Origin of the sequence: Pseudomonas sp. Ant30-3 (genome assembly GCF_000690905.1) — a bacterium.
Lineage (GTDB): Bacteria > Pseudomonadota > Gammaproteobacteria > Pseudomonadales > Pseudomonadaceae > Aquipseudomonas.
Genome location: NZ_JMCL01000001.1, coordinates 51,755 through 76,193 on the forward strand (window position 1 = coordinate 51,755; position 24,439 = coordinate 76,193).

The window sequence follows — 24,439 nt, forward strand, 5'->3', positions numbered from 1 at the left end:
GTCAATGGTCCCGCTATTCTAGCGCCGGACCCGCCGAAAAGGTTGATCGTGCTCATGAGCCAAGCCCCCCTCGTCCTGGTGGACGGTTCTTCTTACCTCTATCGCGCCTTCCATGCGCTGCCACCGCTGACCACGTCCAGAGGACTGCCGACCGGTGCGGTCAAGGGCGTGTTGAACATGCTCAAGAGTCTGCGCAAGCAGTACCCGGACAGCCCGTTCGCCGTGGTGTTCGACGCCAAGGGTGGGACGTTTCGCGATGACATGTACGCCCAATACAAGGCCAACCGGCCGAGCATGCCCGACGACATGCGTGTACAGATCGAACCGCTGCACCAGAGCGTGAAAGCCCTGGGCTTCCCGCTGCTGTGTGTCGATGGCGTCGAGGCCGATGACGTGATCGGCACCCTGGCCCGCAGCAGCGCGGCGGCCGACCGACCGGTGGTGATCTCCACCGGCGACAAGGACATGGCACAACTGGTCGACGGGCACATTACCTTGGTCAATACCATGACCGGTAGCGCGCTGAACGTAGAGGGCGTGAAAGAGAAATTCGGCGTCGCTCCCGAGCAGATCATCGATTATCTGGCACTGATGGGCGATTCTTCCGACAACATCCCGGGCGTGCCAGGCATCGGGCCGAAGACTGCATCCGGCTTGCTGGTGGGCGTCAACGGTGGCCTGAAAGAGCTTTACGCGCAGCTCGACATCGTGCCGACGCTGCCGATCCGCGGCGCAAAAACCTTGCCGGCCAAGCTCGAAGAGCACCGCGAGATGGCCTTTCTCTCTTACCAACTGGCAACGATCAAAATCGACGTGCCGCTGGATATCGGCCTCGACGACCTGCAGATGGGCCAGCCCGATCACGACAAACTCGCCGAGCTTTACGCCCTGCTGGAATTCAAGAGTTGGTCCGACGAAAACCAGCGCGACGCCAAGCGTTCCGGCCAGGAGATTGTCGAAGTCGCCGAGGAGCAGCCGGCGGATGCGGTCGAAGCCCAATACGAAACCATCCTCGATCAGGCGCGCTTCGACGTCTGGCTGGACAAGCTCGAGAAGGCGCCGCTGATCGCCCTCGTGACCGAAACCAACGGTATCGATGCGCAGCACGCGCAATTGGTGGGGCTGGCGTTTTCCGTCGCAGCCAACGAAGCGGCCTACATCCCGCTGACTCATTCCTACATGGGCGTGCCGGATCAGCTGGACCGTGACAACGTGCTGCGGGCCCTCAAGCCGCTGCTGGAAAACCCGCAGAAGCTGAAAGTCGGCCAGCATGCCAAGTTCGAAACCAACATCCTTGCCAACTGCGCAATCGGTGGTGATCAGGCCAACGGGATTCTCGTTCAGGGCATTGCCTTCGACACGATGCTTGAGTCCTACGTGCTTGATTCGACCGCCACCCGTCACGACATGGACAGTTTGGCGCTGAAGTACCTGGGGCAAAGCAAAACCGATATCCAGGACATTGCCGGCAAAGGTGTCAAACAGCTGAGTTTCGACCAGATCTCGCTGGAGCTGGCCGGTCCGTACGCGGCTGAGGATGCCGATGTCACGTTCCGCTTGCACCTGGCCTTGCAGGAAAAACTGGCGGCGACGCCAAGTCTGGGCAAAGTGCTGAACGAAATCGAAATGCCATTGATGCCGGTGCTGGCGCGGATCGAGCGCCAGGGTGCCTTCGTCGACGCCAATCTGCTGGGTATCCAGAGCGTCGAATTGGGCGAGAAACTGGTGGCGCTGGAGCGTGAAGCCTTCGCCATTGCCGGTGAGGAGTTCAACCTCGGATCCCCGAAGCAGTTGGGCGTAATCCTCTACGAAAAGCTCGGTTTGCCAGTGCTCAGCAAAACCGCCAAGGGCCAGGCTTCCACGGCCGAAGCGGTGTTGGCCGAACTGGCCGAGCAGGACTACCCGCTACCTAAAGTGCTCATGCAATATCGTTCGCTGAGCAAACTCAAGAGCACCTATACCGATCGCCTGCCTGAACAGATCAATTCTCGCACCGGCCGTATCCATACAACTTATCAACAGGCCGTCGCCGCCACCGGGCGCTTGTCGTCGATTGATCCCAACCTGCAGAACATTCCTATCCGTACCGCCGAAGGCCGACGGATTCGTCAGGCGTTCGTCGCACCAAAAGGCTACAAACTGTTGGCCGCCGACTACTCGCAGATCGAACTGCGGATCATGGCGCACCTGGCCAAGGACGAGGGTTTGCTGCACGCCTTTCGTAACGACCTCGATGTGCACAGGGCCACAGCGGCGGAAGTGTTCGGGGTTGAGCTGGCAGATGTCAGCACTGATCAGCGCCGGAGTGCCAAGGCGATCAACTTCGGTTTGATCTACGGCATGAGCGCATTTGGTCTGGCCAAGCAGATCGGCGTGGATCGCAAGCAGTCCCAGGCGTATATCGACCGCTACTTCACCCGTTATCCCGGCGTGCTGGAGTATATGGAACGCACCCGGGCGCAAGCTGCCGAGCAGGGCTTCGTTGAAACCATCTTCGGCCGCCGCCTGTACCTGCCGGACATCAATGCGAAGAACCCGGCCTTGCGCAAAGGTGCCGAACGCACCGCGATCAACGCGCCGATGCAGGGCACCGCAGCGGACATCATCAAGAAAGCCATGGTGGCTGTGGATAACTGGCTGACCCTGTCCGATCTGGACGCCAAAGTCATCCTGCAGGTGCACGATGAATTAGTGCTCGAGGTGCGGGAAGACCTGGTTGACAAGGTTAGCGAGGAGATTCGCTTGCACATGAGCCAGGCCGCGAAGCTTGATGTGCCACTGCTGGTCGAAGTGGGCGTGGGGAATAACTGGGACGAAGCGCACTGATCGCGCTTTTGTAGATTTCTGTCTCTTGCGCAGAACTCGAGAAGGGACCTGTGGTGAGGGGATTTATCCCCGCTGGACTGCGGAGCAGTCCCATTCTGGGGATCGCTGCGCAATCCAGCGGGGATAAATCCCCTCGCCACAATCAGGTGCAAGATTTATACATCAGCACACCAGCAGCAACCTTCGCCCGTACCCAACGCGCATAGTGCAGAAATCGATCGGGCTTATTTCATAAGGTTTCTGAGGTTCCGGAACTAAATCTGTGAACGCTCACTCAGAGTTACTGGACGGCTGGTGAAGCCGTTCAATGCTCCTATGTTGTGTTAAGTGTTGGCAGATATCCGGACCCCGCCCTAACGGTCCGGAGCTTGGACCCCGGAACTTCCTCTCCCCATAAGAAGTCCGGGGTTTTTTTTGCCTGTGATTTACTGCGCGACAGGTTCCGCGCCTTTATCTGCCAGCTCCATCCAGCCTGCCAGTACAGTGTAAGCGTCTTCCAGGCCCAGTCGTTTTGGTGCCGAGAAAAGCTGAATGCTGATCGCATCGCCCCAACCTTTGCGAATGTCTGCCTGGACTTTGAGCAGGACGTTCTTCGCCGCACCGTAGGTCAGCTTGTCTGCTTTGGTCAGCAGAATGTGCATCGGCATGCCGCTGGCAACCGCCCAATCCAGCATCAACAGATCGAAATCGGTCATTGGATGACGGATGTCCATCATCAGGATCAGCCCTTTCAGACTCTCGCGACCACCCAGATAAGCTTCCAGGTGACGCTGCCAGTGCAGCTTCAACGGGATGGGCACCTTTGCGTAACCGTAACCCGGCAGGTCGACCAGACGACGATCATCGTCTAGCTTGAAGAAGTTCAAGAGTTGCGTGCGACCCGGGGTTTTCGAGGTCCGCGCCAGGCTGGCATGCGTCAGGGTGTTCAACGCGCTGGACTTGCCGGCGTTGGAACGGCCGGCAAAGGCCACTTCAAAGCCTTCGTCGTCGGGGCACTGATCGACTTTGGCGGCACTGAGCATGAAGGTGGACTGTTGGCACAGGCCGAGGATGGGATTCTTGAGTTGCATGGGATTTCCGATGTGGGCGGCGCCGGGAATGGACGCGGCAAGCGGTGTCGTTTCCGTTTCAGTGACGCCAGTATATAATGCCGCAGATTTTGTGTGCGCTTTGTCCCAGCGTAGGATGAAGTTCACGAGAGCGATTGACCTTGATTGCGCATTAGAACGCAGAACGCTCTCAACCCTGAAAAGGTCGTTTTATGACGAAATGGCTGCTAGCTGCCGGTGTCTTGATGCCGCTTTATAGCGCTCAGGCTACACAGGATCCGGAAGCTGTGTACAACCGTGTTTGTGGGGCCTGTCATTCCGGCCAACTACCCTTGGCGCCCAGAAAGGGCGATCAGGCAGCCTGGACGCCGAGGTTGGCGAAAGGTATGGAGACGCTGGTGCAACACGTGACCCAGGGTTTCAAGGCGATGCCGCCGCGTGGTTTGTGCATGGACTGCAGTGCCGAGGATTACCAAGCCATCATCCAGTGGATGAGCGAGTGATCCCGGCCCATAACTCTTTAACCCTTAGCCGTAGTTGGATTAGCTGATGAACAAATTGATCGTGAGTCTGCTGTTGACCGTGGGGATCTCGGGCGTAGCCCATGCTGCAGGTGATGCAACTGCTGGTCAGGCGAAAGCCGCAGTATGTGGCGCCTGTCATGGCCCGGATGGCAACAGCATGGCGCCTAACTTTCCGAAACTGGCAGGCCAGGGCGAGCGTTATCTGAACAAGCAGTTGCATGACATCAAGTCCGGCAAACGCGTGGTACTTGAAATGACCGGCCTGCTGACCAACCTGAGCGATCAGGACCTGGCTGATATGTCTGCCTACTTCGCCAGCCAGAAAGGCAGCGTGGGCGCCGCCGACCCGAAACTGGTGGCTCGCGGTGAAGCTTTGTTCCGCGGCGGTGACCTGGCCAAGGGCCTGCCCTCCTGCACCGGTTGCCACTCGCCAGACGGCAAGGGCAACGCACCAGCAGGCTTCCCGCACCTGGGTGGCCAGCATGCTCAATACATCGCCAAGCAACTGACCGATTTCCGCAAGGAAGAAGGCGGCCGCAATAACGACGGCGATACCAAACCGATGCAGAGCATTGCGAAAAAGCTGAGCGACGAAGATATCGCCGCAGTGTCCAGCTACATTCAGGGCCTGCACTAAGACTGGCGACTGAGCGTCAAGCGGGATGTACATCTCCTGCAATGTTAACGCTCGATTAATCCGTCGCAGCAAGTATAAAAAGGGTGGCTCAGGCTGCCCTTTTTTGTGGCCGCTGCCGTTACACTACAGAACTCAAGCCCGCCATGACCTGTCTTAAAACAGGTCGCGCGAGGCGACCCCATTTGTCCAGGAGTAAAGCATGCGTAATCTGATCATCAGCGCCGCACTCGTCGCTGCCAGCCTGTTCGGCGTGACTGCCCAGGCTGCCGAAGCACCCGCCGCACCGTATGTTGAGCTGGCCAATCCGGTTCAGGTAGCAGTGCCCGGCAAGATCGAAGTCGTGGAACTGTTCTGGTACGGCTGCCCGCATTGCTACAAATTCGAGCCTGTGATCAACCCGTGGGTTGAAAAGCTGCCTTCCGACGTTAACTTCAAACGTATTCCTGCCATGTTCGGCGGCCCGTGGGATGCCCACGGCCAAATGTTCCTCACCCTGGAATCGATGGGCGCTGAGCACAAGGTTCACGCTGCGGTCTTCAAGGCTATTCAGGAAGAAAAGAAGAAACTGACTGATCCGGAAGAAATGGCCGAATTCCTGGCCACGCAGGGCGTAGACAAGGATAAATTCCTGGCAACGTTCAACTCCTTCGCCATCAAGGGCCAGGTGGTTCAGGCTCGCGAACTGGCCAAGAAATATCAAGTGACTGGCGTACCTACCATGGTCGTTAACGGCAAATACCGCTTTGACATCGGTTCCGCCGGCGGCGCCGAGCAAGCCCTGCAACTGGCCGACAAACTCGTCGATCAGGAACGAGCGGCAACCAAGGCTGCTACCAACTAAGCGCGGCGACTGCCATGCGTCGCTGGAAAAATGAACGCGTCGTTGGCCTGCATGATCCGCGGGTCAACGAGCATCATCTGCAATCGACGGGCCTGCCCGCAGACGGCCGTCTGCGTTTGCTCAGCTTCAACATCCAGGTTGGCATCAGTACCGAGCGCTATCGGCATTACCTGACCCGAGGCTGGCAGCATCTGTTGCCGCACATCGGGCGTGCCGACAATCTGCAAAAGATCGGCAATCTGCTCGGCGACTTCGATCTGGTCGCCTTGCAGGAGGCCGATGGTGGCAGCCTGCGCTCAGGCTACGTCAATCAGGTCGAGCACCTGGCCCAACTGGGCGCCTTCCCTTACTGGTATCAACAACTCAATCGCAATCTCGGCCGGCTTGGCCAGCACAGCAATGGGGTCTTGAGCCGCCTGCGGCCGTGGGCGATTGAAGATCATCCGCTGCCGGGGCCGAAAGGTCGCGGGGCCATTCTGGTGCGATTTGGCGAAGGCCCGGAAGCGCTGGTGGTGGTCATGATGCACCTCGCACTTGGCGCACGTACTCGCAGCATACAGCTGGCTTATATCCGCGAGCTGATTGGTGGTTACAAGCATCAGGTGTTGATGGGCGACATGAACACCCACGCCAGTGACCTGCTGCAAAATTCGCCGTTGCGTGATCTCGGCCTGATCGCGCCGCAACTGGAAGCCACCTTTCCGAGCTGGCGTCCGCAGCGTTGCCTGGATCATATTTTATTGAGCCCGACACTGACCCTTGAAAAGGTCCAGGTGCTGGCCCACCCCATTTCCGATCACCTGCCGGTCGCGGTAGAGATTCGTCTGCCGGGTTCGCTCACGGCCGATGCATTGCCCGCGTTGAGTCCTGCCCATCGCGGATCCATTGAATGAGCGACGAAGCACAGCGCTGGAAAGAAAAATACCTCAAAAGCATCGAACAACAGGAAAAGCTTGAGCGGCGCTGGGAGGCCCGGCTCGACTTGTTGCGCCGCGGGCTCGTGCGCAGCACCCTCGCCGCGGAAGGAACGGACCGCGCGGTTGATCAATGCATGAAGGAAATGCGCGACGTTATTCGCACCGATGACATGGACGCCGGCCTGGCCGCTCTGCTCCCTCGCCTGGAAAAAGCCGTCCTCGACTCCGAACAACGCCGTGAAACCCGCGTCAGCCAGACCAGTGCTGCGCTGTCTGCGCTGGTAACGCAGTTGCAGGCATTGCCGCTGCCCCGCGAAGTCAGCCGGCCTTTGAAGAGTTTCGCCAAGCAGCTGGACGAGCGCGTCAGCCACGCCCGCGAAATTCCGCTGTTGCTCAGCGAACTGAGCGGGCTGCAAGGTAAGGCCCTGAGTCGGGCGGAGTCCCCCGCAGAGCCTGACCGTCCGGGATTGCTGCAACGCTTGTTCGGCAGTCGCGAAACGGATGAAACCGCCCAGCAGACCACCGTCGCAGACACCTTGCCGTCCAGACCTGTGCCTGTTGAAGCGATTGTCGCCCGGACTCCAGAGCCATCGCCGGCAATCCGGGAATCTACTGATGAATCCCTGACGCCGCCGGTTGCAGCCGCGACCATTGCCAGACCCGCGGCACCCGAGGCCCTTGCGCCCGCAGAAATCGTCGAGCCAGCCCCCGCAGTCGAAGCGCTGCAACCGGCAACGATTGCACCTGCGCAGCGCCAGCCCGACATAGCCTTGGCAGAACAACCGGATATCGCCCCGCCCCCGCGCGTCCGGCCGAGCGACAATCCTGACGAATTGGCGGTGGCGTTGTTTCTCGACCGTTTGCCTCTGCCACCAGCCATGGCCCAGGCGCTGGCGGCCATCGATCCGGAACAAGCGGAACACGACATTCTCTACGCGCTGCCGGATTCGCCCGAGCCGTCCTACAGCTCGGTCGCCAAGCATATTGAAGATACGTTGCTGGGCCTGCTCGACGACCTGTCATTGCCGGAGCGGCATCGGCCGCAAGCGGAGGCCATGCGCGAACGTTTGCAGAACGGGCTGAACTGGTACGAGCTGCTGCCGATACTCGATGATCTAGCCACCCTGATGCTGGCCATTACCGACAGCGGCCAGCATGAATTCGAAGCGTACCTGCAACAGCTCAACGAACGCCTGGAAGCTTTCCAGAGCAACCTGCGTGCCGCCAGCGACGGGCATGCGGACAGCCGCTCTGCCGCCCGCGAGATGGACACGCAAATTCGCGAACAGGTCGACGGATTGCACAGCAGCATGCAGGAAGCTGCCGATCTGGAAGACCTCAAGCATGTGCTGGAAAATCATCTGGAAGGTTTGCTCGGCACGATGGATCAGCACCGCCAGCAGCGCGATGAGCGCGAGCAGGAAGTGGCCGTGCGCCTGCAAGGGCTCGCCGAGCGCGTGGCCCATATGGAGCAGGAAGCCATGGGTTACCGCGAGCATCTGGAAGAACAGCGCCAGAAAGCCTTGATCGACCCGCTGACCGGGCTGCCAAACCGCGCCGCCTGGGGCGAGCGGCTCGAGCAGGAAATCAGTGAATGGCAGCAACACGGCAACACCCTTCTGCTGGCCATACTCGACCTCGACCACTTCAAACGCATCAACGACAATTACGGCCATCTGGCCGGCGACAAGGTGCTGAAGATTATTGCCAGCGTGTTGCGCAAACGCCTGCGTGGTACGGACTTCATCGCTCGTTTCGGCGGCGAAGAGTTTGTCCTGTTATTGCCGGCTACCGTTCCAGCCACCGGCCTCAAGCTTCTCGAACATCTGCGCGTCTCGATTGAAGCCTGCCCATTCCACTTCAAAGGCGAGCCAGTCACCATCACCCTTTCCATGGGTCTGACCGCGTTCAGGGCTGGAGAACACAGTGATGTCGTACTGAAACGAGCCGATCAGGCGCTATACCGCGCCAAGCACGCGGGGCGCAACCGGGTGGAATCGGGCTGACGAGAAAGTGTTCCATTTTATTTAAATCGACCTGCCGCCCGTCCTCCGGCGAAGCGGTACGTTACACTGTTGCATTACTGTCTCTCGCGTGCTGCCTCCTGCCATGAAATTTCTTGCTCTCATCACGTCGCTGATCCTGCTGGCCGGTTGTGCCAGCGGCCCGAAAATCGACACCAGTCACGCTTCCGTCAATTACGACAGTCGCATTCAGTTCGTGGTGGTGCATTACACCTCCGCCTCATTGGAACGCTCGCTGAAGTTGTTGACCCATGGCGAAGTCAGTAGCCATTACCTGATCGGTGACGACAACAACGGCACAATCTACAAGTTGATGGATGAAAGCCTGCGCGCATGGCATGCCGGCGAAAGCGAGTGGCAGGGCCGGACCTGGCTGAACTCCAGCTCGATCGGTATCGAGATCGTCAACCCCGGCTTCACCGACAATCCTGACGGCAGCCGCCTCTGGTACCCCTACAGCGAAGCGCAAATTCAATCGTTGATCGTTCTGCTCAAGGACATCAGCAAACGTTACGCCATCAATCCCCGCAACATCATCGGCCACAGCGACATCGCGCCCCTGCGCAAGCTCGATCCAGGCCCGCTGTTCCCGTGGAAGCGTTTGGCCGCCGAAGGTCTTGGTGTATGGCCGAACGAGCAAGCTGTGGCGCGACAGCAACAACAGTTCAACACCGGGCTGCCGAGCATCAGCTGGTTCCAGGGGCAACTGTCCCGTCTGGGCTATGTGACGCCACAAACCGGCGAACTGGATGTCGCCACCCGTCATGTGTTGTCCGCGTTTCAAATGCACTTCCGCCCTGCCCGCTTCGACGGCATGCCCGACGCACAAACTGCGGCGCTGTTGACAGTTCTGAACCAGACAAAATAATGACGACCGCCCGACGGTCAGGGCGTTTTCTCAATCAGCAGCTATAACTCATTGGTAAATCTTCGGATTCCCTAGATGACTGTTGCTCGAGAGACATTACGTAGCTGGTTCTATCGCCCGTGGTTTTTGGCGATGCTGGCTGCTGCCTTGAGTGCAACGTTACTGATGGCGCTCAGTCTTTTTGTTGCCATGCGCCAGGTCGAGCTGAGTGAAAGTCAGGAAATGAACGCCCAGGGCGAGCGCTTTCTGGCCCGACTCGAGCAATTGTTCGGTCAGCTACGCGAGAGCCTGGATGACCTCGAAGCGCAGCCGCTGCGAGGTTGCGATGACGAGATGATCGCGACACTGCAGCAGGTCACCTTCAATTACCGTTTCGTCTATGAAGCCGCTTACATGGATGCCTCGCGCATCTGTTCCAACCGCCCGCGCCAAGAAGGTTTGTCACTGATTCGCGCGCCGGACATCCAGGGGCCGACCTACAGCTATTGGCTGAACACCACCACCGAACCCGATGAAAACCGCGCGGCGCTGATGCTCGGGCGTGGCAACTTCCGCGTGGCGACCTCTCGCGGACACCTGACCGATATGGTCGACCTGTCCCCGGGAAGCAGTCTGCTGGTAGTGCTCGACCATGGCTCGCGGGCAATTCCGGTGTTAGGTACCGCCCAGCGATGGCCGCCTACTGCATCGTGGCCGCCGAACAATCGCGATGCGCTGCAAGTGACCGAGACTCGCCTGATTTACCGCATGCCCACCAACAATCCTGAGTACCAACTGGTGCTGATCACTCCACGCACCGGCACTCATGTGCCCACCGTCTGGTGGTGGCTGCTTCCCGGCAGCCTGGCGTTGGGCGGCTTGATGGGTTTTCTGGTGTTTTTGCTGGTGCGGCAGCGACAGTCCCTGGACGCCGAGCTGGCAGGCGCGATACGCCGCGGTGAATTGCAAGTGCTCTATCAACCGATCTTCGACCTCGACAGCCGCAACTGCGTCGGCGCTGAAGCCCTGCTGCGCTGGCGCCGACCGGACGGCACGCTGACCAGCCCGGACCTGTTCATCCCGATGGCGGAGAACACCGGGCAGATCCGGCAGATGACCGATTTCGTCTTGCAGCGCCTGCTTGAACAGCTGGGGCATTTGTTGCGGGCCAATCCCCAACTGTACATTTCGGTCAACCTGGCCGCGTGTGACGTCATGGTGCCGCGCATCGGCCAGGTGATGGCGCGCCTGCTGACACTGCATCGGGTTGCCGCGCGGCAGATCGCTTTCGAAGTCACCGAGCGAGGCCTGGTCGATGTGGTGGTGGCCCGGGAAAACCTGCAAGCCTTGCGCGATGTCGGGCATCAGGTACTGATCGATGATTTTGGCACCGGTTATTGCAGCCTCGCCTACCTGCAGACGCTGCCGGTGGATTGTCTGAAAATCGACAAGGCTTTCATCGATGCGCTGGGGCATGACGCCGCCAGCAGTGGCGTGGCGCCACACATCATTCACATGGCTCAGGCGCTGCAGCTCAAGGTGATTGCCGAAGGCATCGAGCATGAAGCGCAAGCTGCCTTTCTCACCAGCGAGGGGGTGAAGTTCGGCCAGGGCTGGTTATTTGCCCATGCGCTAAGTGCCGTGCAGTTCATCGAACTGATTACCCGAGGTCGGCGTCTGGCCGGGCGGCGAATCGATGACGAAGCGTAAACGGCCTCATACCGCCAAGGCCATGTAGAACTGCGTCCCCTGCCCCGGCCGCGAATAGACACCCATCCGCCCGCCGTGCAGCTGAACGATTTCCTTGCACAGTGCCAGGCCAAGTCCGGCCCCGCCTTTTTTACGGCCCACCTGCACGAACGGCTCAAAGATGCGCCCCTGCTGGCCGTACGCAATGCCCTCGCCATTGTCTTCGACGCTGATGATCACCCGCTCCCCATGACGCCGGGCCTGCAAGCGAATCTGCCCTTGCGTGCCGGTATGGCGCAGCGCGTTGTCGATCAGGTTGTCGAGTACTCGGTCCAGTTGCGGTTGATCAGCCTGTAACCACGGCAAGGGCCCCTGCACTTCCACCACCAGCTCAATGCCCCGCTCGCTGGCAACCTCGGCAAATCGCAAGCGTGCTTGCTCCAGTAACTCGTCGATGGAACACGGCGCCAGGGTGAGTTTTTGCAAGCCGTTCTGATAGCGGGAGAAATTCAGCAAATCATTGATCAGCTGCATCAGGCGCTGCATTTCTTCGTTGACAGTATCGAGCAGATCGGCTTCCCGTGAATCAGCCGGGAAATGCGCACGCTCGCGGAACAGGCCGAATGCCATGTGCATACCGGTCACCGGAGTACGTAATTCATGGGACGCGCGCAGGACAAATTCGCTGCGTACTCGCTCGAAAGCACGCTGCTCGGTCACGTCGTGCAACACCATCACGGCGCCGAGAATATGGCCTTGCGTGTGGCTGACCGGGGTCAGGCTGTAAGTCAGCAAGCGCGATTCGCCGTCCACTTCAATACTGAGATCTTCCGGCGCCCGCTCCAGGGTGCCGCCGCGCAGTACCAGATGCAGCTGCGCATCCAGTTCGGGACGTTCAAGCGCCGAACCCAGTCCCTGGCCCAGACGATCGGTGTCCCAGCCCAACTGGCGCTGAGCCACCGGGTTGAGGTGTTCGAGATGGCCATCGCGATCGATCATCAATAAACCATCGTCGATGCTGTCGAGCACCGCTTGCAGCCGCTGTTGCCCAGCGAGCAATTCGTCAACATTGGTCGCCTGATGCTGACGCAATGCTTCGGCCATGATCCCGAAGCGTTGGGCCAGCTGATTCATTTCCTCTGCGGAAGACACAGGCAGGGTCACCTCAAAGTTGCCTTGGCCGATATCGTCCGCCGCTTGGACCAGTGCCTCGATGGGCGCACCAAAACGCCGCGCGATCGCATGGGCAGTGATGAAGCCGATGATCAGTACAGCCAGCCCGACCAGGCCTAGTGTTCCGGCAATCAGCAGTGCGCGATCACGGGCCTCGCGCTGGGTAGCATCGATGTTATCCAGCGCTTGCTTGTGCTCGATGATCAGGCCGTTACGCAGAATATTGAATTTCGCCGTGAGTTCTTCATTGCCGCTGAATGCATGAGCCGGATCGCGAGACTGGTCGAGCGCCCTCAGGAAACTCTGGTAATCATCTTTGGCCTGGACGAAACCATATTGCCTGTCGGTGCGACCTTGCTCATGGGCGATGCCCTGATCGAGCAGCTGAAAGTAGTGACGTTTAGACGCCTCAAACGCCGCAGGATCCGGTTTTTCGCCCAACATGAGTATTAGCTGATCACCCAGGGACTGGCGCAACTTGAGCCCCAGATCCAGGGTCACGAAGTTGTTGCGAATCAGCATTTCCTGCGTGGCGCTCATCTGCATCACGCTAACCAGCCCAAGCAACAGACCCAGTAATGCAACAGTGATCAGGGCGGAAATACTCAGGAAGAGCCGTGTTCGCAACTTCATCGCCAGTTTCATCGGAGCAGGCTCACAGGTTGTATTGCTTGCGTTTGCGGTAAAGCGTTGAAGCGTCAATCCCGAGGGTTTTCGCGGCCTGGTCGAGGGTATCCGCCGTCGCCAGGACTGCGCCGATGTGAGCCTTTTCCAACTCATCCAGGCTCAATGCCGCGCCGATGCGTGGCGCATTGTTGACCGGGGTTTCGGCCATACCCAAGTGCGTGACCTCGACCTTTTCCTGTGGGCAGATGATGCTCGCCCGCTCCACCACGTTGCGCAGCTCACGGATATTGCCGGGCCAGCGGTAACCGAGCAGCGCTTCACGCGCCTCCTCGCTGAAGCCGCGCGCCGGGCGCGCGTATTCCTTGACGAAGCGGGCGAGAAAACGGTCCGCCAGGTTAAGGATGTCCTCGCGACGCTCGCGCAACGGCGGCAGGTGCAACGTGATGACGTTCAGGCGATAGAGCAAATCCTCACGGAAGCGGCCATCGCGGACCATGTCTTCCAGATTGAGGTTGGTCGCGGCAAGGATCCGCACATCAGCCCGTCGGGTGACCGGGTCGCCGATCCGCTCATATTCCTTGTCCTGGATGAAACGCAGCAACTTTGGCTGCAACGCGAGGGGAAAATCGCCGATTTCGTCAAGAAACAGCGTACCGCCGTCCGCCTGATTGACTCGCCCCAGAGTGCTCTCGCTGGCGCCGGTGAATGCGCCGCGAGTGTGACCGAACAGCTCGCTTTCCATCAATTCGGTGGTGAGGGATGGGCAGTTGATCGTTACGCAGGACTTCTTCGCACGCTTGCTCCAGCCGTGAATGGCCTGGGACAACTCCCCCTTACCAGTGCCCGACTCACCGAGAATCAGGATGTTGGCGTCGGTGCCGGCCACCTGTCGCGCCGTCTCCAGCACTACTTTCATGGCTGGGCTGTGGGAATCAAGGCCATCTTTGGGTTTGCGTATTTCGCCTTCAAGAGCTTCCAGACGCGCCGACAATTGCCGCACTTCCAGTTGCTTGGCGGTGGCCAGACGCAACTGATCCGGACTGCAAGGCTTGACCAGATAATCGGCGGCTCCCGCCTGAATCGCATCCACCGCGGTATCGACCGCCGAGTGCGCTGTGACTATGACCACCCGCATCCAGGGCGCTTGAATCCGCATTTGCGCCAGCACATCAAGGCCATTGTCTTCACCCAGGCGCAAATCGAGGAAGCAAAGATCGAACACCTGACGTTGCAGCAGCGCTTCAGCCTGAGTCGCACTGTTGGCAGTGGCGACGCTGTAGCCCTCGTCTTCGAGGCAATAGCGAAAAGTACGCAGGATGGCGGACTCATCGTCCACCAGCAGAATGCGGCCTTGATTCTCAGTGGCTGATTCCATCTTTCCTACGCTCCTTAATGAATGATCTTGGTTAGTCCCGGAAAAATCGGGCAAGTTGCATGGTTGATTCTGGTCGATTTCGTCCACTACGGGGTAGCTCTCTCCGCACCCTACGGCTAATCGACTGATTTTGTTGTTTTTTTATCGGATAAGCGGCCCAAAGCCAACCTCTGAAGCCCCTTTCTGACATCCACTGACCGTCAGCAATTCAAAAATAATGAAATCTCCTGCAAATTTATCGTGCATTACGCACGACAGGAAAAGGACCATCGTGCAGGATGCGTCCTAGAGATATTTTTATTCACTCGCAACTTACTGATTTATATAGGTTTTACAATCGACAAAAAACTGGCATGCAGGCTGCAATGGTCTGGTTATCCAAGGCATTCCTAGCGATGCCTTCTACCAAATTCACCCGATGTGGGAGGAGCTTCAGGATGACTCGCCAACGTGCCGCCCAATTGCGTATCTCGCCACTGCATATCCAGCAAGGTCTGTTTGCTGTTCTGGCGCTGCTGATCACTTTGATCGCCGTCCAGCAGTACCAGCACTGGGAGCAGAGCCAGCAGCAAGAAGCGCCACGTGTGTCGATCCAACATCCGATGCAAACCCACTTCAGCGCCGCCAGCGTTACCGCTGCCGAGAGCACTTCGATGCGGATGATGGACGTCGATCAGGCTCAATCTGCAGACGACATGCCGCATCAGGAACGCTGGGTTTTTTAAATCAACACACTTGGCGTGCTGCAGGCGCCGGGAAAAGCACCACAAGCATTACCTCAAAATAGAAACGTAAGGAGAATCACCATGTTGAGTTGGGCAATCACTTTCTTGATCATTGCCATCATCGCTGCAGTGTTGGGCTTTGGTGGTATCGCGGGCACCGCCACGGGTATCGCCAAGATTCTCTTTGTCGTATTCCTGGTGATGTTTGTTGTTTCGTTCTTCTTTGGCCGTCGCGGTCGAGGTTGAAGATGAACGTTTCACTGAAAATGCTGGCAGCCGCCCTGCTTTTGGGCGGCAGTGCCATGGCATCGGCGGCCAATGACGGCCAGGCGCGGGTCAACGAGTTGTTGACTGCCGACCCGCAATACCGCGAAACATGGACAGACGTGGTGGAAGATGAAGAGCGGCTGCCGGAGTGGGTGATGAACCTGACCGGGGATGCTCAACAAATGAATGCAGTCGAAGAAGATGGCGACAAGTATTTGGTCGGGCCGCTGTGTGAAACACAAAGCACTTGCCTGAACAAACGCTTGATCGTAGCCGTTAGCTTCGACAAAAAGGATGCGTACGCAATGCTGGTCGAGGTGCCTGCAGGACTGCCGGCCGACAAGTCGCCAACGCGACATGCGGACTATCGGTTCCTCGGCAAACCCGATGAGGGCATGCAGACGCTTCTGATGGAACAGCTGAAAAAAGATCCGAACTGGTATTGATTTCAAGATTCAAGACTTGAGAGAAGCCCCATGGCTTCTTTCAAAATGCGCCACCTGAAGAAGGTTGGCGCATGACCAAGGGGTCGGGATGTTCTGCCTGTGTCAGGGGCGGAGTGACCTACGGGCACAGGGAGTGCCTGCGCAAGGGCCGGGTCAGGTAATAGCTGCGTCGCGAGTTCGCCGGGCATACGCCCGACGAACTTGCGAAGGGCTTATGCCCGAATCGCTATATCCCCAGCGAGCCATTCGGCAGCGCTGCTCGCTTCATCTCGTTTTTTCCTCTTGAACATTTCTTTCGATGCCTTTTTACGACCGTATATCTAGAAAAAGTCGCTGTTTTTCAACGTGATTTTTTCTGAGTGTCAGCTGAAAAGTCTCGAAATACTCCGCTTCCGCGCCAGCTGAATATCACCCGATAGTCCCGTATATGGCCGGTTCACGGCACAGAAGTTTGCCGAAATGTCGTAACCGAACCGCTTGGGACGCGACTTTGTAACAAAAAAGCTCATGCCGATTCGGCATAGGGTAGTCGTTTACGGCATTAGACGTCGCTTCCTTGCATCGGAATAGTTGCGCCTTTTTTCGCCTGCCAGAACGCCGTCAAAACGCGAACCGGGGGCACCTTATACGGGGGCAGATGCACTGAATTTTTTCGCCGCGGGCGTTCCAGTTCCAGCATCTGCCTGAGTCAAACGCAAGTAAGGGTAAAGATATGAAGAAGGCAAAAATCAGCCTCGCCTGGCAGATCCTGATCGGTCTGGTGTTGGGGATTGCAATCGGTGCGTTGCTTAACCACTTCAGTGCCGAGAAAGCCTGGTGGATCAGCAACGTCCTGCAACCGGCAGGCGATATCTTTATCCGTCTGATCAAGATGATCGTGATTCCAATCGTGATCTCGTCTTTGATCGTTGGTATTGCCGGCGTTGGTGATGCGAAGAAGCTCGGCAGCATTGGCCTTAAGACCATCCTCTACTTCGAAGTCGTCACTACGATCGCCATCGTTGTCGGCCTGGTTCTGGCCAACGTGTTCCACCCCGGTGCCGGCATCGACATGAGCACCCTCGGTACCGTGGATATTTCCAAGTACCAGGCGACGGCCGCCGAGGTTCAACATGAACACGCGTTCATCGAAACCATCCTCAACCTGATCCCTTCGAACATCTTCGCCGCCGTTGCCCGTGGCGAAATGCTGCCGATCATCTTCTTTTCGGTGTTGTTCGGCCTCGGTCTCTCGAGCCTCAAACCGGAATTGCGCGACCCGCTGGTGACGATGTTCCAGGGCGTGTCGGAAAGCATGTTCAAAGTCACCCACATGATCATGAACTACGCCCCGATCGGCGTTTTCGCACTGATCGCCGTGACCGTGGCCAACTTCGGTTTCGCCTCGCTTTTGCCGCTGGCCAAATTGGTAATCCTGGTTTATGTCGCGATTATCTTCTTCGCCTTCGTGGTGCTGGGCCTGATAGCGCGCCTGTTCGGGTTCTCGGTGCTCAAGCTGATGCGCATCTTCAAGGATGAGCTGGTACTGGCTTACTCCACCGCCAGTTCCGAAACCGTGCTGCCGCGCGTGATCGAGAAAATGGAAGCGTACGGCGCGCCGAAAGCGATCTGCAGCTTTGTGGTGCCGACCGGTTACTCATTCAACCTCGATGGCTCGACGCTGTATCAGAGCATTGCAGCCATCTTCATTGCGCAGTTGTATGGCATCGATTTGTCGATCAGTCAGCAATTGCTGCTGGTGCTGACGCTAATGGTCACCTCCAAAGGCATCGCCGGTGTTCCGGGCGTGTCCTTCGTGGTGTTGCTGGCCACGCTGGGCAGCGTCGGCATTCCGCTGGAAGGTCTGGCGTTTATCGCCGGTGTCGACCGCATCATGGACATGGCCCGTACCGCCTTGAACGTGATCGGCAACGCACTGGCCGTGCTGGTCATCTCTCGCTGGGAAGGCATGTACGACGACGCGAAGGGCGAGCGCTACTGGAATTCCCTGCCGCACTGGCGCAGCAAGGACCCAATGCCGGCGGGTGAGATTTCCCGCAATTAACACCACCCCTTGTAGGAGTGAGCCTGCTCGCGATAGCGGTACACTAGACAACAGAGATGTTGCATGTGCTGCCTCATCGCGAGCAGGCTCACTCCTACAAGGGAACGAGTCGAATATGCAAACCCCGGAGAAATCCGGGGTTTGTCGTTTCTGGCTACCCCGCTATCATTCGCCGCATTCTTTGGGGGATTCAACTGATGCTCAATGGCCTGTGGCTTGGCTTCTTCATCGTGGCAGCCGTATCGGCGCTGGCGCAGTGGCTGATCGGCGGCAATGCCGGGATCTTCGCGGCGATGGTAGAGAGCATCTTTGCCATGGCCAAGTTGTCGGTCGAAGTGATGGTCCTGCTGTTTGGCACCTTGACCCTGTGGCTGGGCTTCCTGCGCATTGCCGAAAAGGCCGGGATTGTCGAATGGCTGGCCAAGGCGCTGGGGCCGCTGTTCTTGCGGCTGATGCCGGAAGTGCCGGCCGGACACCCGGCCATCGGTCTGATCACGCTCAACTTCGCAGCCAACGGTCTGGGCCTGGACAACGCAGCCACGCCGATCGGCCTCAAGGCAATGAAAGCGCTGCAGGAGCTCAACCCCAGCCCCACCATCGCCAGCAACGCGCAGATCCTGTTTCTGGTGCTCAACGCGTCCTCCCTGACACTGTTGCCGGTCACGATCTTCATGTATCGCGCCCAGCAAGGCGCGCCGGATCCGACGCTGGTGTTCCTGCCGATCCTGCTCGCCACCAGTTGCTCGACGCTGGTCGGCCTGCTGTCGGTGGCGTTCATGCAACGCCTGCGGCTGTGGGACCCGGTGGTGCTTGCGTACCTGATACCCGGGGCCCTCGCACTCGGTGCGTTCATGGCCTTGCTGGCGACGCTCTCGGCGACCGCGCTGGCGGGCTTGTCCTCGATCCTCGGCAACCTGACGCTGTTCGGTCTGATCATGATGTTTCTGATCGTCGGCGCATTACGCAAAGTGAAGGTCTACGAAGCGTTCGTCGAAGGCGCGAAAGAAGGCTTCGACGTGGCGAAAAATCTGCTGCCGTATCTGGTGGCGATGCTGTGTGCGGTTGGCGTGTTGCGCGCGTCCGGCGCTCTGGACTTCGGCCTGGACGGAATTCGGCATTTGGTGGAATGGGCCGGCTGGGACACCCGTTTCGTCGATGCGCTACCGACGGCCATGGTCAAACCGTTCTCCGGCAGCGCTGCCCGGGCGATGCTGATCGAAACCATGCAGACGTCCGGTGTGGACAGCTTCCCGGCACTGGTGGCGGCGACGGTGCAGGGCAGTACCGAAACGACCTTTTATGTGTTGGCGGTGTATTTCGGCGCGGTGGGCATCCAGCGGGCGCGGCATGCCGTAGGGTGTGCGTTGCTGGCGGAGTTGGCCGGAGTGATTGGGGCTATCGGGGTTTGCTACTGGTTCTTTGGCTGACCGAAACCTTGTAGCAGCTGGCGAAGCCTGCGTCCGGCGGCGAAGCAGCCGTCAGCCGTTATACGGAATCTGTAAGGTATGTTTTGCGACTGCTTCGCAGCCGGACGCAGGCTTCGCCAGCTGCTACAGGGGCTCCGCGGTATTCCTGACGGGCGGGGCGATTTTCTGGCCCTGCTCTACGGCCCAGCTCACCACCTGCGCGGTCAAGCGGTCGCTGGCCTGACCAAACCCGGCCACCACCGCAGGTACTTTTACATCGCTCAGCGGCTGCCTCACCTCAAAGCGGCGACTGGCCAGAATGCGCTGGTCGTAACTGCGCACCAGCAAGGCATCCAGGCGTACCACGACACTCGCGGTGCTGCCCTGATATTCGGTCTGGAACGCCTGCAAATTGCCACCCAGCTCCAGGTCCGCCTGAAAATTGCTGTCATCAGTGCTCAACAATGACACCCGACCATCACGCTGAAAACCATCGAGCAGACGATTGCGCAGCAGCACCGGTGCCGGATCGCTCCAGCGCGAGGCGGCGTAGCTGCTGATCAGATCACCTTGCGGTATCACGGCGATGTGCGCGCTGTTCAACGCTTCGCTCGCCTGCAGTTTGTTCAACCGCAACGACCAGCGCTGCGCCATGCCGTTGTTAACCGCAGGGCTATGCGCGGACGGTAAGCGATAGACATCCGATGGCGGCGACTCGGGCAGGATCGAGCAGGCTCCGCTCAGCGCAACAGCAGCGAGGAGGGCAGCGAGGCGCAATTTCATGGCGTGAATTCCTTGTTCTTGTCATTGCCCAGCAGGTAACCGCCGGGGTTGGTTTCCAGTCGCTGGGAAATCGCCCGCAACGACGACAGCGTCTCGCGCAGCTCGCGAATGGCCGGGCCCAAGCCGTTGAGACCTTGCATGCCGCTATTGATTGAATCCTTGTTGGTCGTCAGCAGCGTGTTGATCGTCGCGCTGCTGTGCTCCAGCGATTTCATCGCCTGCTCGGCACTGCCGAACATTTGCTTGCCCTGATCATTGAGCAAACCGTTGGCGTTACGCATCAACGCCGCCGTCTGCTCGAGCGTGGCCGACGCCTGTTTGCCGACGGCGCCCAGTTGCTGCATGGCCTGGCGGATGTCGCCGCGTTGTTCGGCGATAGTCCCGGTGGTTTGCTCCAGGTGTTCGAGGGTCTTGCTGATGCGCTCGATGTTTTGCTCGGAGAACATCAGGTTGGCGTTGTTCATCAAGCTGCTCACGCCCCCTATCAAATCATTGCTCTCATTGAGCAAACGGGCGATGGGCGAGGGCGACGCAATGATGGTCGGCAGGTTGCCGTCTTTGCCTTCCAGCGCCGGGCTCTGCGGCGTGCCACCGCTGAGCTGGATGATCGACGTGCCGGTTATCCCGGTCAGCGCCAGTTTTGCCTGGGTGTCCTGTTTGATCGGTGTGTCGCCGCCAAGGCGGATTCGCGCCAGCACCCGGCGCGGGTCTTTCGGGTCCAGGCGCAAGGTCACCACATCGCCCACCTTGATCCCGCTGTACTGCACAGCGCTGCCCTGGGACAGACCGCTGACCGCTTCGTTAAAGACGACTTCGTAATCCTTGAACTGGGTGTCGACGCTGGACTTGGCCAGCCACAGACCGAAGAGCAGGGCGCCAGCCACCACGATCACGGTGAACAGACCAATCAACACATGATGGGCTCGGGTTTCCATGTCAGACCTCGTTGAGCTGTTGGGCGGCGGTAAGCGCCGCGCGGCCGCGAGGGCCATGGAAGTATTCGTGAATCCACGGATCGTCGGTTTCCGAGACCACATCGATGGCGTCCGCCACCAGCACTTTTTTCTGCGCCAGCACCGCCACACGGTCGGTGATGGTGTAAAGCGTGTCGAGGTCGTGAGTGACCAGAAACACACTCAGGCCCAACGCATCACGCAGGGTCAGGATCAGTTGATCGAACGCCGCCGCGCCAATCGGATCGAGGCCAGCGGTAGGTTCATCAAGAAACAGAATATCCGGGTCTAGCGCCAAGGCCCGGGCCAGCGCCGCGCGCTTGATCATGCCGCCGGACAGCGACGCCGGGTATTTATCGGCCGCCGACAGGGGCAAACCCGCGAGGGCCAGTTTCACCGCAGCCAGATGCTCGGCATCCTCGCGGCTAAGGCCGGCGTGCTCGATCAAGGGCAGGGCGACGTTCTCGGTCACCGTCAGCGAAGAAAACAGCGCGCCTTTCTGGAACAGCACGCCAAAACGCCGTTCGACCAGTGAGCGTTCGTGCTCGGAGAGCGTCGGCAGGTTTTTGCCCAAGACCTTGACCACGCCTTCGCTCGGCTGGCGCAAGCCGACGATGCTGCGCAGCAATACCGATTTGCCGCTGCCGGACCCGCCAACCACCGCAAGGATCTCGCCTTTGTACAAGTCCAGGTCAAGGTGCTCGTGCACGCTCTGGCTGCCGAAACGGTTGCACAGCCCACGCACTTCGATCACCGCCTCGCAGGGCGCTCGGGATTGACGACTCACCAGCCCATCTCCATGAAAAACAGCGCGGCAATGGCGTCCAGGATGATCACCACAAAAATAGACTGCACCACACTCGACGTGGTGTGTGCGCCAACAGACTCGGCGCTGCCGCTGACTTTAAAGCCTTCCAGGCAACCGATCGCGGCGATCAGAAAAGCAAAAATCGGTGCTTTGACCATGCCCACCAGAAAATGCTGAACGCCGATGTCCGATTGCAGCAGCGAGAGGAACATCGCCGGCGAGATATCCAGCGACACCGCGCACACCACGCCACCGCCAATGATCCCCGAGAGCATCGCCAGAAAGGTCAGCATCGGCAGCGCCACCAGCAACGCCAACACACGCGGCACTACCAGCAGCTCCATCGGATCGAGGCCGAGGGTGCGGATGGCGTCGATTTCTTCATTGGCTTTCATCGAGCCGATCTGCGCGGTGAACGCACTGGCAGTACGCCCGGCCATGAGGATGGCGGTGAGCAGCACGGCGAACTCGCGCAGGAAGGAAAACGCTACCAGGTCCACGGTGAAGATCGTCGCACCGAAACCGGCCAGCACCGTCGCACCGAGAAACGCCACCACAGCACCCACCAGAAAAGTGAGGAGGGCGACGATGGGTGCGGCGTCGAGGCCGGTCTGCTCAATGTGCGCGACCATCGGCGTCAGGCGCCAGCGTTTTGGACGAAACAAGCCGCGAGCGATGGTTTCCATGATCAGGCCGACGAAACCGAGCAGTTGCAAGGTGTCTTGCCAGACGGCATCGACTGCGCGGCCAATGCGCGTCAGCAGTTGAATGCCAACGTTGATTTCCGGCTCTTTGATCGGCGCGCAGAAATCGGTCATCGAGCAATACACCGTTTGCAACAACGCACGGTCGGCGGCCGACAACGTGCAGTCCGGGTGCTCGGCGGATTTACCAAGGCGCTCGGAACCGAGCAACTCCACCAACAGCGATGCGCCGGCGGTATCGAGCGCGCCGAGGCCATTGAGGTCGATGTGGGTGCTGTCGGTGTATTGGCCGTGGAGCTTTTCGCTCAGGATTTTCAGAGCCGCGTAATGGGCGAGCGTCCAGTCACCCGTAATCCGCAATTGCGCGGGAGTGTTGGTTGTGTCCAGTCGGGCATCGCCGGCCATTGGGCTGCTGATCATACGCTCCGTGCTTGCGTGGCTGTTGCGCAGGGTTAGGTAATATCACGAACCGGCCGACTTTTCTTTGACCGGTGTGCTGTCCTTGATCTTGAAGCGCAGCACGCCGATCAGTTGGCCATCTTCGGTCAACACCCGAACCTGCCACTTGCCTGCCGGGTTGCCGGGGAAATTGCGCTTGTGGGTCCAGGCGCGATAGCCCTCCTTGCGCCCGCCGCGGATATCCAGCGCAATGCGGTCGACCTCTTTGCCGTTGAATTGCCAGACGTGATAAATCCGCTCGTCGAGGCCACGCGGGGCGTTGATCGCGGTGTAGGCGTACAGGCCGTCACCGCTAATCTGTTCGGCGCTGACCTCGTCCAGACTCTTGCCGGGCGTGCGGTCCTGCATTTGGGTGCTGATCGCAACATCAGTCATCCACAACGTCGCTGGCGGCACCCACGAACGCAAGACCCAACCGACGCCGCCAATGCCCACCGTGATGCAGAGAATCGCCACGGCGTTACGCACCGTGCGAATCGGAAAGATCGACGCCAGGCTGGGAAACGACAGCAGCACGGAAATGCCCAGTGCCAGTTTGAAACTCTGGGAAGTGGTCAGGTGCAGGATGACGGGCAGGGCGGTGAGCAGGGCGGCAAACAGGGTCAGCGTGTGCAACGCCAAAAACGCCCAACGCCTCGGCGCGAGCCATTTGTAGTAAATCGGGTCGATGATGGAAATCAGTGCCGCGAGGCAGAGCATGCCGGTGAAGAACAACTGTCCGCTGTTCCAGGTGGTGGTGATGAAGAAGAACGGCAGGACGAAAAACAGGCTTTCCTGGTGGATCATTTGCGTGCCGTAACGCAGTAAAGGCTGAGGGATTTCGCGTTTGAAAATTTTCGCGAACAGCCGGGTCATGCTGTTTTCCAGCATCAGCCAGATCCAGCTGATCAGCATGATGACGGCGATCCAGGACGCCAGCCCTTGCTGGCGATCGACCAGCATGAAACTGCCGACCCCGGAGATGAATCCGCCGAGCGCAATGACGCCTGGGTAGCGCTTCATCAACTCCAGAATGCGCTGTAGGTACACGTTCATTGTCTGCATTCGGCGATTCACAAATAGTCGTAGGGAAAATCCTCGCAAGAGTACCGCCCGGTGGGGCGGCGTGGCGAGGAGAGGCAGTCACTTTGATCAAACACAAAATCCGTAATGGAACACTTACTGTGGCGAGGGGATTTATCCCCGTTCGACTGCGCAGCAGTCGCAAAACGTGTGAATAGGGCCGCTTCGCAACCCACGGGGATAAATCCCCTCGCCACAAAATTCCCTGCAGCACAGGATGGCTACCGACGGCGATAAACACGCCAACTCAACA

The 24,439-nt window shown here is 59.0% G+C and carries 21 protein-coding genes; 13 read left to right on the forward strand and 8 right to left on the reverse strand.

All coding sequences use genetic code 11. From position 1 onward, the window contains the following. The first annotated feature begins 54 nt into the window (after positions 1–54). A complete protein-coding gene (polA, locus tag DU29_RS0100280; RefSeq protein ID WP_028619887.1) occupies positions 55–2,826 on the forward strand; it encodes a DNA polymerase I in 2,772 nt (923 codons plus the stop codon). Between the two features lie 425 nt (positions 2,827–3,251). Here the strand turns inward: polA and yihA are convergent, their stop codons facing one another. Further along, positions 3,252–3,896 carry a ribosome biogenesis GTP-binding protein YihA/YsxC gene (gene yihA, locus DU29_RS0100285; RefSeq protein ID WP_028619888.1) on the reverse strand — a complete coding sequence of 215 codons (645 nt, stop codon included), beginning with the start codon at positions 3,894–3,896 and terminating at the stop codon, positions 3,252–3,254. 191 nt (positions 3,897–4,087) lie between these two features. On the opposite strand from yihA, the gene DU29_RS0100290 reads away from it, so the two are divergent. From DU29_RS0100290 to DU29_RS0100320, 7 genes are all read left to right on the forward strand, one after another. Continuing rightward, positions 4,088–4,378 (forward strand): c-type cytochrome, encoded by a 291-nt coding sequence (locus DU29_RS0100290; RefSeq protein ID WP_028619889.1) that lies wholly within the window; start codon positions 4,088–4,090, stop codon positions 4,376–4,378. Between the two features lie 46 nt (positions 4,379–4,424). After that, positions 4,425–5,036 carry a c-type cytochrome gene (locus DU29_RS0100295; RefSeq protein ID WP_028619890.1) on the forward strand — a complete coding sequence of 204 codons (612 nt, stop codon included), beginning with the start codon at positions 4,425–4,427 and terminating at the stop codon, positions 5,034–5,036. A 199-nt stretch (positions 5,037–5,235) separates the two neighbouring features. After that, positions 5,236–5,877, forward strand: coding sequence for a thiol:disulfide interchange protein DsbA/DsbL (locus DU29_RS0100300; protein ID WP_028619891.1), 642 nt, complete (start codon positions 5,236–5,238; stop codon positions 5,875–5,877). Between the two features lie 14 nt (positions 5,878–5,891). Further along, positions 5,892–6,770, forward strand: a complete 879-nt coding sequence (locus tag DU29_RS0100305) for an endonuclease/exonuclease/phosphatase family protein (RefSeq protein ID WP_028619892.1) — start codon at positions 5,892–5,894, stop codon at positions 6,768–6,770. Next, a complete protein-coding gene (locus tag DU29_RS0100310) occupies positions 6,767–8,800 on the forward strand; it encodes a GGDEF domain-containing protein (protein ID WP_028619893.1) in 2,034 nt (677 codons plus the stop codon). The genes DU29_RS0100305 and DU29_RS0100310 overlap by 4 nt, the downstream gene beginning before the upstream one ends. A gap of 103 nt (positions 8,801–8,903) precedes the next feature. Then, complete coding sequence (locus DU29_RS0100315) at positions 8,904–9,686, forward strand: N-acetylmuramoyl-L-alanine amidase (RefSeq protein ID WP_028619894.1); 783 nt, start codon at positions 8,904–8,906, stop codon at positions 9,684–9,686. 75 nt (positions 9,687–9,761) lie between these two features. Continuing rightward, entirely contained in the window at positions 9,762–11,375 is a 1,614-nt protein-coding gene (locus DU29_RS0100320; RefSeq protein WP_028619895.1) for an EAL domain-containing protein, read from the forward strand. Positions 11,376–11,381: 6 nt separating this feature from the next. On the opposite strand, the gene DU29_RS0100325 is transcribed toward DU29_RS0100320, so the two are convergent. Together DU29_RS0100325 and algB are read right to left on the reverse strand one after the other, a co-directional pair. Continuing rightward, a complete protein-coding gene (locus tag DU29_RS0100325) occupies positions 11,382–13,172 on the reverse strand; it encodes an ATP-binding protein (RefSeq protein WP_028619896.1) in 1,791 nt (596 codons plus the stop codon). Positions 13,173–13,182: 10 nt separating this feature from the next. Then, entirely contained in the window at positions 13,183–14,529 is a 1,347-nt protein-coding gene (algB, locus tag DU29_RS0100330) for a sigma-54-dependent response regulator transcription factor AlgB (protein ID WP_028619897.1), read from the reverse strand. Between the two features lie 437 nt (positions 14,530–14,966). Here algB and DU29_RS0100335 point away from each other — a divergent pair, with 437 nt between their 5' ends. The 5 genes from DU29_RS0100335 (at position 14,967) to DU29_RS0100355 (ending at position 19,438) form a co-directional block, all read left to right on the forward strand. Next, the gene (locus tag DU29_RS0100335; RefSeq protein WP_028619898.1) at positions 14,967–15,254 is read left to right on the forward strand and encodes a hypothetical protein; all 288 of its coding nucleotides are present in this window, start codon (positions 14,967–14,969) and stop codon (positions 15,252–15,254) included. Positions 15,255–15,335: 81 nt separating this feature from the next. Next, positions 15,336–15,500 carry a DUF1328 domain-containing protein gene (locus DU29_RS1000000131035; protein ID WP_003380232.1) on the forward strand — a complete coding sequence of 55 codons (165 nt, stop codon included), beginning with the start codon at positions 15,336–15,338 and terminating at the stop codon, positions 15,498–15,500. 2 nt (positions 15,501–15,502) lie between these two features. Further along, the gene (locus tag DU29_RS0100345) at positions 15,503–15,967 is read left to right on the forward strand and encodes an inhibitor of vertebrate lysozyme family protein (RefSeq protein WP_028619899.1); all 465 of its coding nucleotides are present in this window, start codon (positions 15,503–15,505) and stop codon (positions 15,965–15,967) included. 712 nt (positions 15,968–16,679) lie between these two features. Further along, positions 16,680–18,011 carry a glutamate/aspartate:proton symporter GltP gene (gene gltP / locus DU29_RS0100350; protein ID WP_028619900.1) on the forward strand — a complete coding sequence of 444 codons (1,332 nt, stop codon included), beginning with the start codon at positions 16,680–16,682 and terminating at the stop codon, positions 18,009–18,011. A gap of 197 nt (positions 18,012–18,208) precedes the next feature. Continuing rightward, positions 18,209–19,438, forward strand: a complete 1,230-nt coding sequence (locus DU29_RS0100355; RefSeq protein WP_028619901.1) for a nucleoside recognition domain-containing protein — start codon at positions 18,209–18,211, stop codon at positions 19,436–19,438. Between the two features lie 123 nt (positions 19,439–19,561). On the opposite strand, the gene DU29_RS0100360 is transcribed toward DU29_RS0100355, so the two are convergent. Genes DU29_RS0100360 through DU29_RS0100380 form a run of 5 tightly spaced genes read right to left on the reverse strand, consistent with a single transcriptional unit; the run spans position 19,562 to position 24,168 of the window. Beyond that, positions 19,562–20,200, reverse strand: coding sequence for an ABC-type transport auxiliary lipoprotein family protein (locus tag DU29_RS0100360; RefSeq protein WP_028619902.1), 639 nt, complete (start codon positions 20,198–20,200; stop codon positions 19,562–19,564). Next, the gene (locus tag DU29_RS0100365) at positions 20,197–21,135 is read right to left on the reverse strand and encodes an MlaD family protein (protein WP_028619903.1); all 939 of its coding nucleotides are present in this window, start codon (positions 21,133–21,135) and stop codon (positions 20,197–20,199) included. The genes DU29_RS0100360 and DU29_RS0100365 overlap by 4 nt, the downstream gene beginning before the upstream one ends. Position 21,136: 1 nt before the next feature. Beyond that, positions 21,137–21,940, reverse strand: a complete 804-nt coding sequence (locus DU29_RS0100370) for an ABC transporter ATP-binding protein (protein ID WP_028619904.1) — start codon at positions 21,938–21,940, stop codon at positions 21,137–21,139. Further along, positions 21,937–23,085 (reverse strand): ABC transporter permease, encoded by a 1,149-nt coding sequence (locus tag DU29_RS0100375; RefSeq protein WP_028619905.1) that lies wholly within the window; start codon positions 23,083–23,085, stop codon positions 21,937–21,939. The genes DU29_RS0100370 and DU29_RS0100375 overlap by 4 nt, the downstream gene beginning before the upstream one ends. A gap of 42 nt (positions 23,086–23,127) precedes the next feature. Continuing rightward, a complete protein-coding gene (locus DU29_RS0100380; protein WP_028619906.1) occupies positions 23,128–24,168 on the reverse strand; it encodes a DUF5924 family protein in 1,041 nt (346 codons plus the stop codon). Positions 24,169–24,439 lie beyond the last annotated feature (271 nt).

Coding starts and splice junctions, on each gene's coding strand:
- polA (WP_028619887.1), top strand. CDS start 55: ATGAGCCAAGCCCCCCTCGTCCTGGTGGACGGTTCTTCTTACCTCTAT.
- yihA (WP_028619888.1), bottom strand. CDS start 3,896: ATGCAACTCAAGAATCCCATCCTCGGCCTGTGCCAACAGTCCACCTTC.
- DU29_RS0100290 (WP_028619889.1), top strand. CDS start 4,088: ATGACGAAATGGCTGCTAGCTGCCGGTGTCTTGATGCCGCTTTATAGC.
- DU29_RS0100295 (WP_028619890.1), top strand. CDS start 4,425: ATGAACAAATTGATCGTGAGTCTGCTGTTGACCGTGGGGATCTCGGGC.
- DU29_RS0100300 (WP_028619891.1), top strand. CDS start 5,236: ATGCGTAATCTGATCATCAGCGCCGCACTCGTCGCTGCCAGCCTGTTC.
- DU29_RS0100305 (WP_028619892.1), top strand. CDS start 5,892: ATGCGTCGCTGGAAAAATGAACGCGTCGTTGGCCTGCATGATCCGCGG.
- DU29_RS0100310 (WP_028619893.1), top strand. CDS start 6,767: ATGAGCGACGAAGCACAGCGCTGGAAAGAAAAATACCTCAAAAGCATC.
- DU29_RS0100315 (WP_028619894.1), top strand. CDS start 8,904: ATGAAATTTCTTGCTCTCATCACGTCGCTGATCCTGCTGGCCGGTTGT.
- DU29_RS0100320 (WP_028619895.1), top strand. CDS start 9,762: ATGACTGTTGCTCGAGAGACATTACGTAGCTGGTTCTATCGCCCGTGG.
- DU29_RS0100325 (WP_028619896.1), bottom strand. CDS start 13,172: ATGAAACTGGCGATGAAGTTGCGAACACGGCTCTTCCTGAGTATTTCC.
- algB (WP_028619897.1), bottom strand. CDS start 14,529: ATGGAATCAGCCACTGAGAATCAAGGCCGCATTCTGCTGGTGGACGAT.
- DU29_RS0100335 (WP_028619898.1), top strand. CDS start 14,967: ATGACTCGCCAACGTGCCGCCCAATTGCGTATCTCGCCACTGCATATC.
- DU29_RS1000000131035 (WP_003380232.1), top strand. CDS start 15,336: ATGTTGAGTTGGGCAATCACTTTCTTGATCATTGCCATCATCGCTGCA.
- DU29_RS0100345 (WP_028619899.1), top strand. CDS start 15,503: ATGAACGTTTCACTGAAAATGCTGGCAGCCGCCCTGCTTTTGGGCGGC.
- gltP (WP_028619900.1), top strand. CDS start 16,680: ATGAAGAAGGCAAAAATCAGCCTCGCCTGGCAGATCCTGATCGGTCTG.
- DU29_RS0100355 (WP_028619901.1), top strand. CDS start 18,209: ATGCTCAATGGCCTGTGGCTTGGCTTCTTCATCGTGGCAGCCGTATCG.
- DU29_RS0100360 (WP_028619902.1), bottom strand. CDS start 20,200: ATGAAATTGCGCCTCGCTGCCCTCCTCGCTGCTGTTGCGCTGAGCGGA.
- DU29_RS0100365 (WP_028619903.1), bottom strand. CDS start 21,135: ATGGAAACCCGAGCCCATCATGTGTTGATTGGTCTGTTCACCGTGATC.
- DU29_RS0100375 (WP_028619905.1), bottom strand. CDS start 23,085: ATGATCAGCAGCCCAATGGCCGGCGATGCCCGACTGGACACAACCAAC.
- DU29_RS0100380 (WP_028619906.1), bottom strand. CDS start 24,168: ATGCAGACAATGAACGTGTACCTACAGCGCATTCTGGAGTTGATGAAG.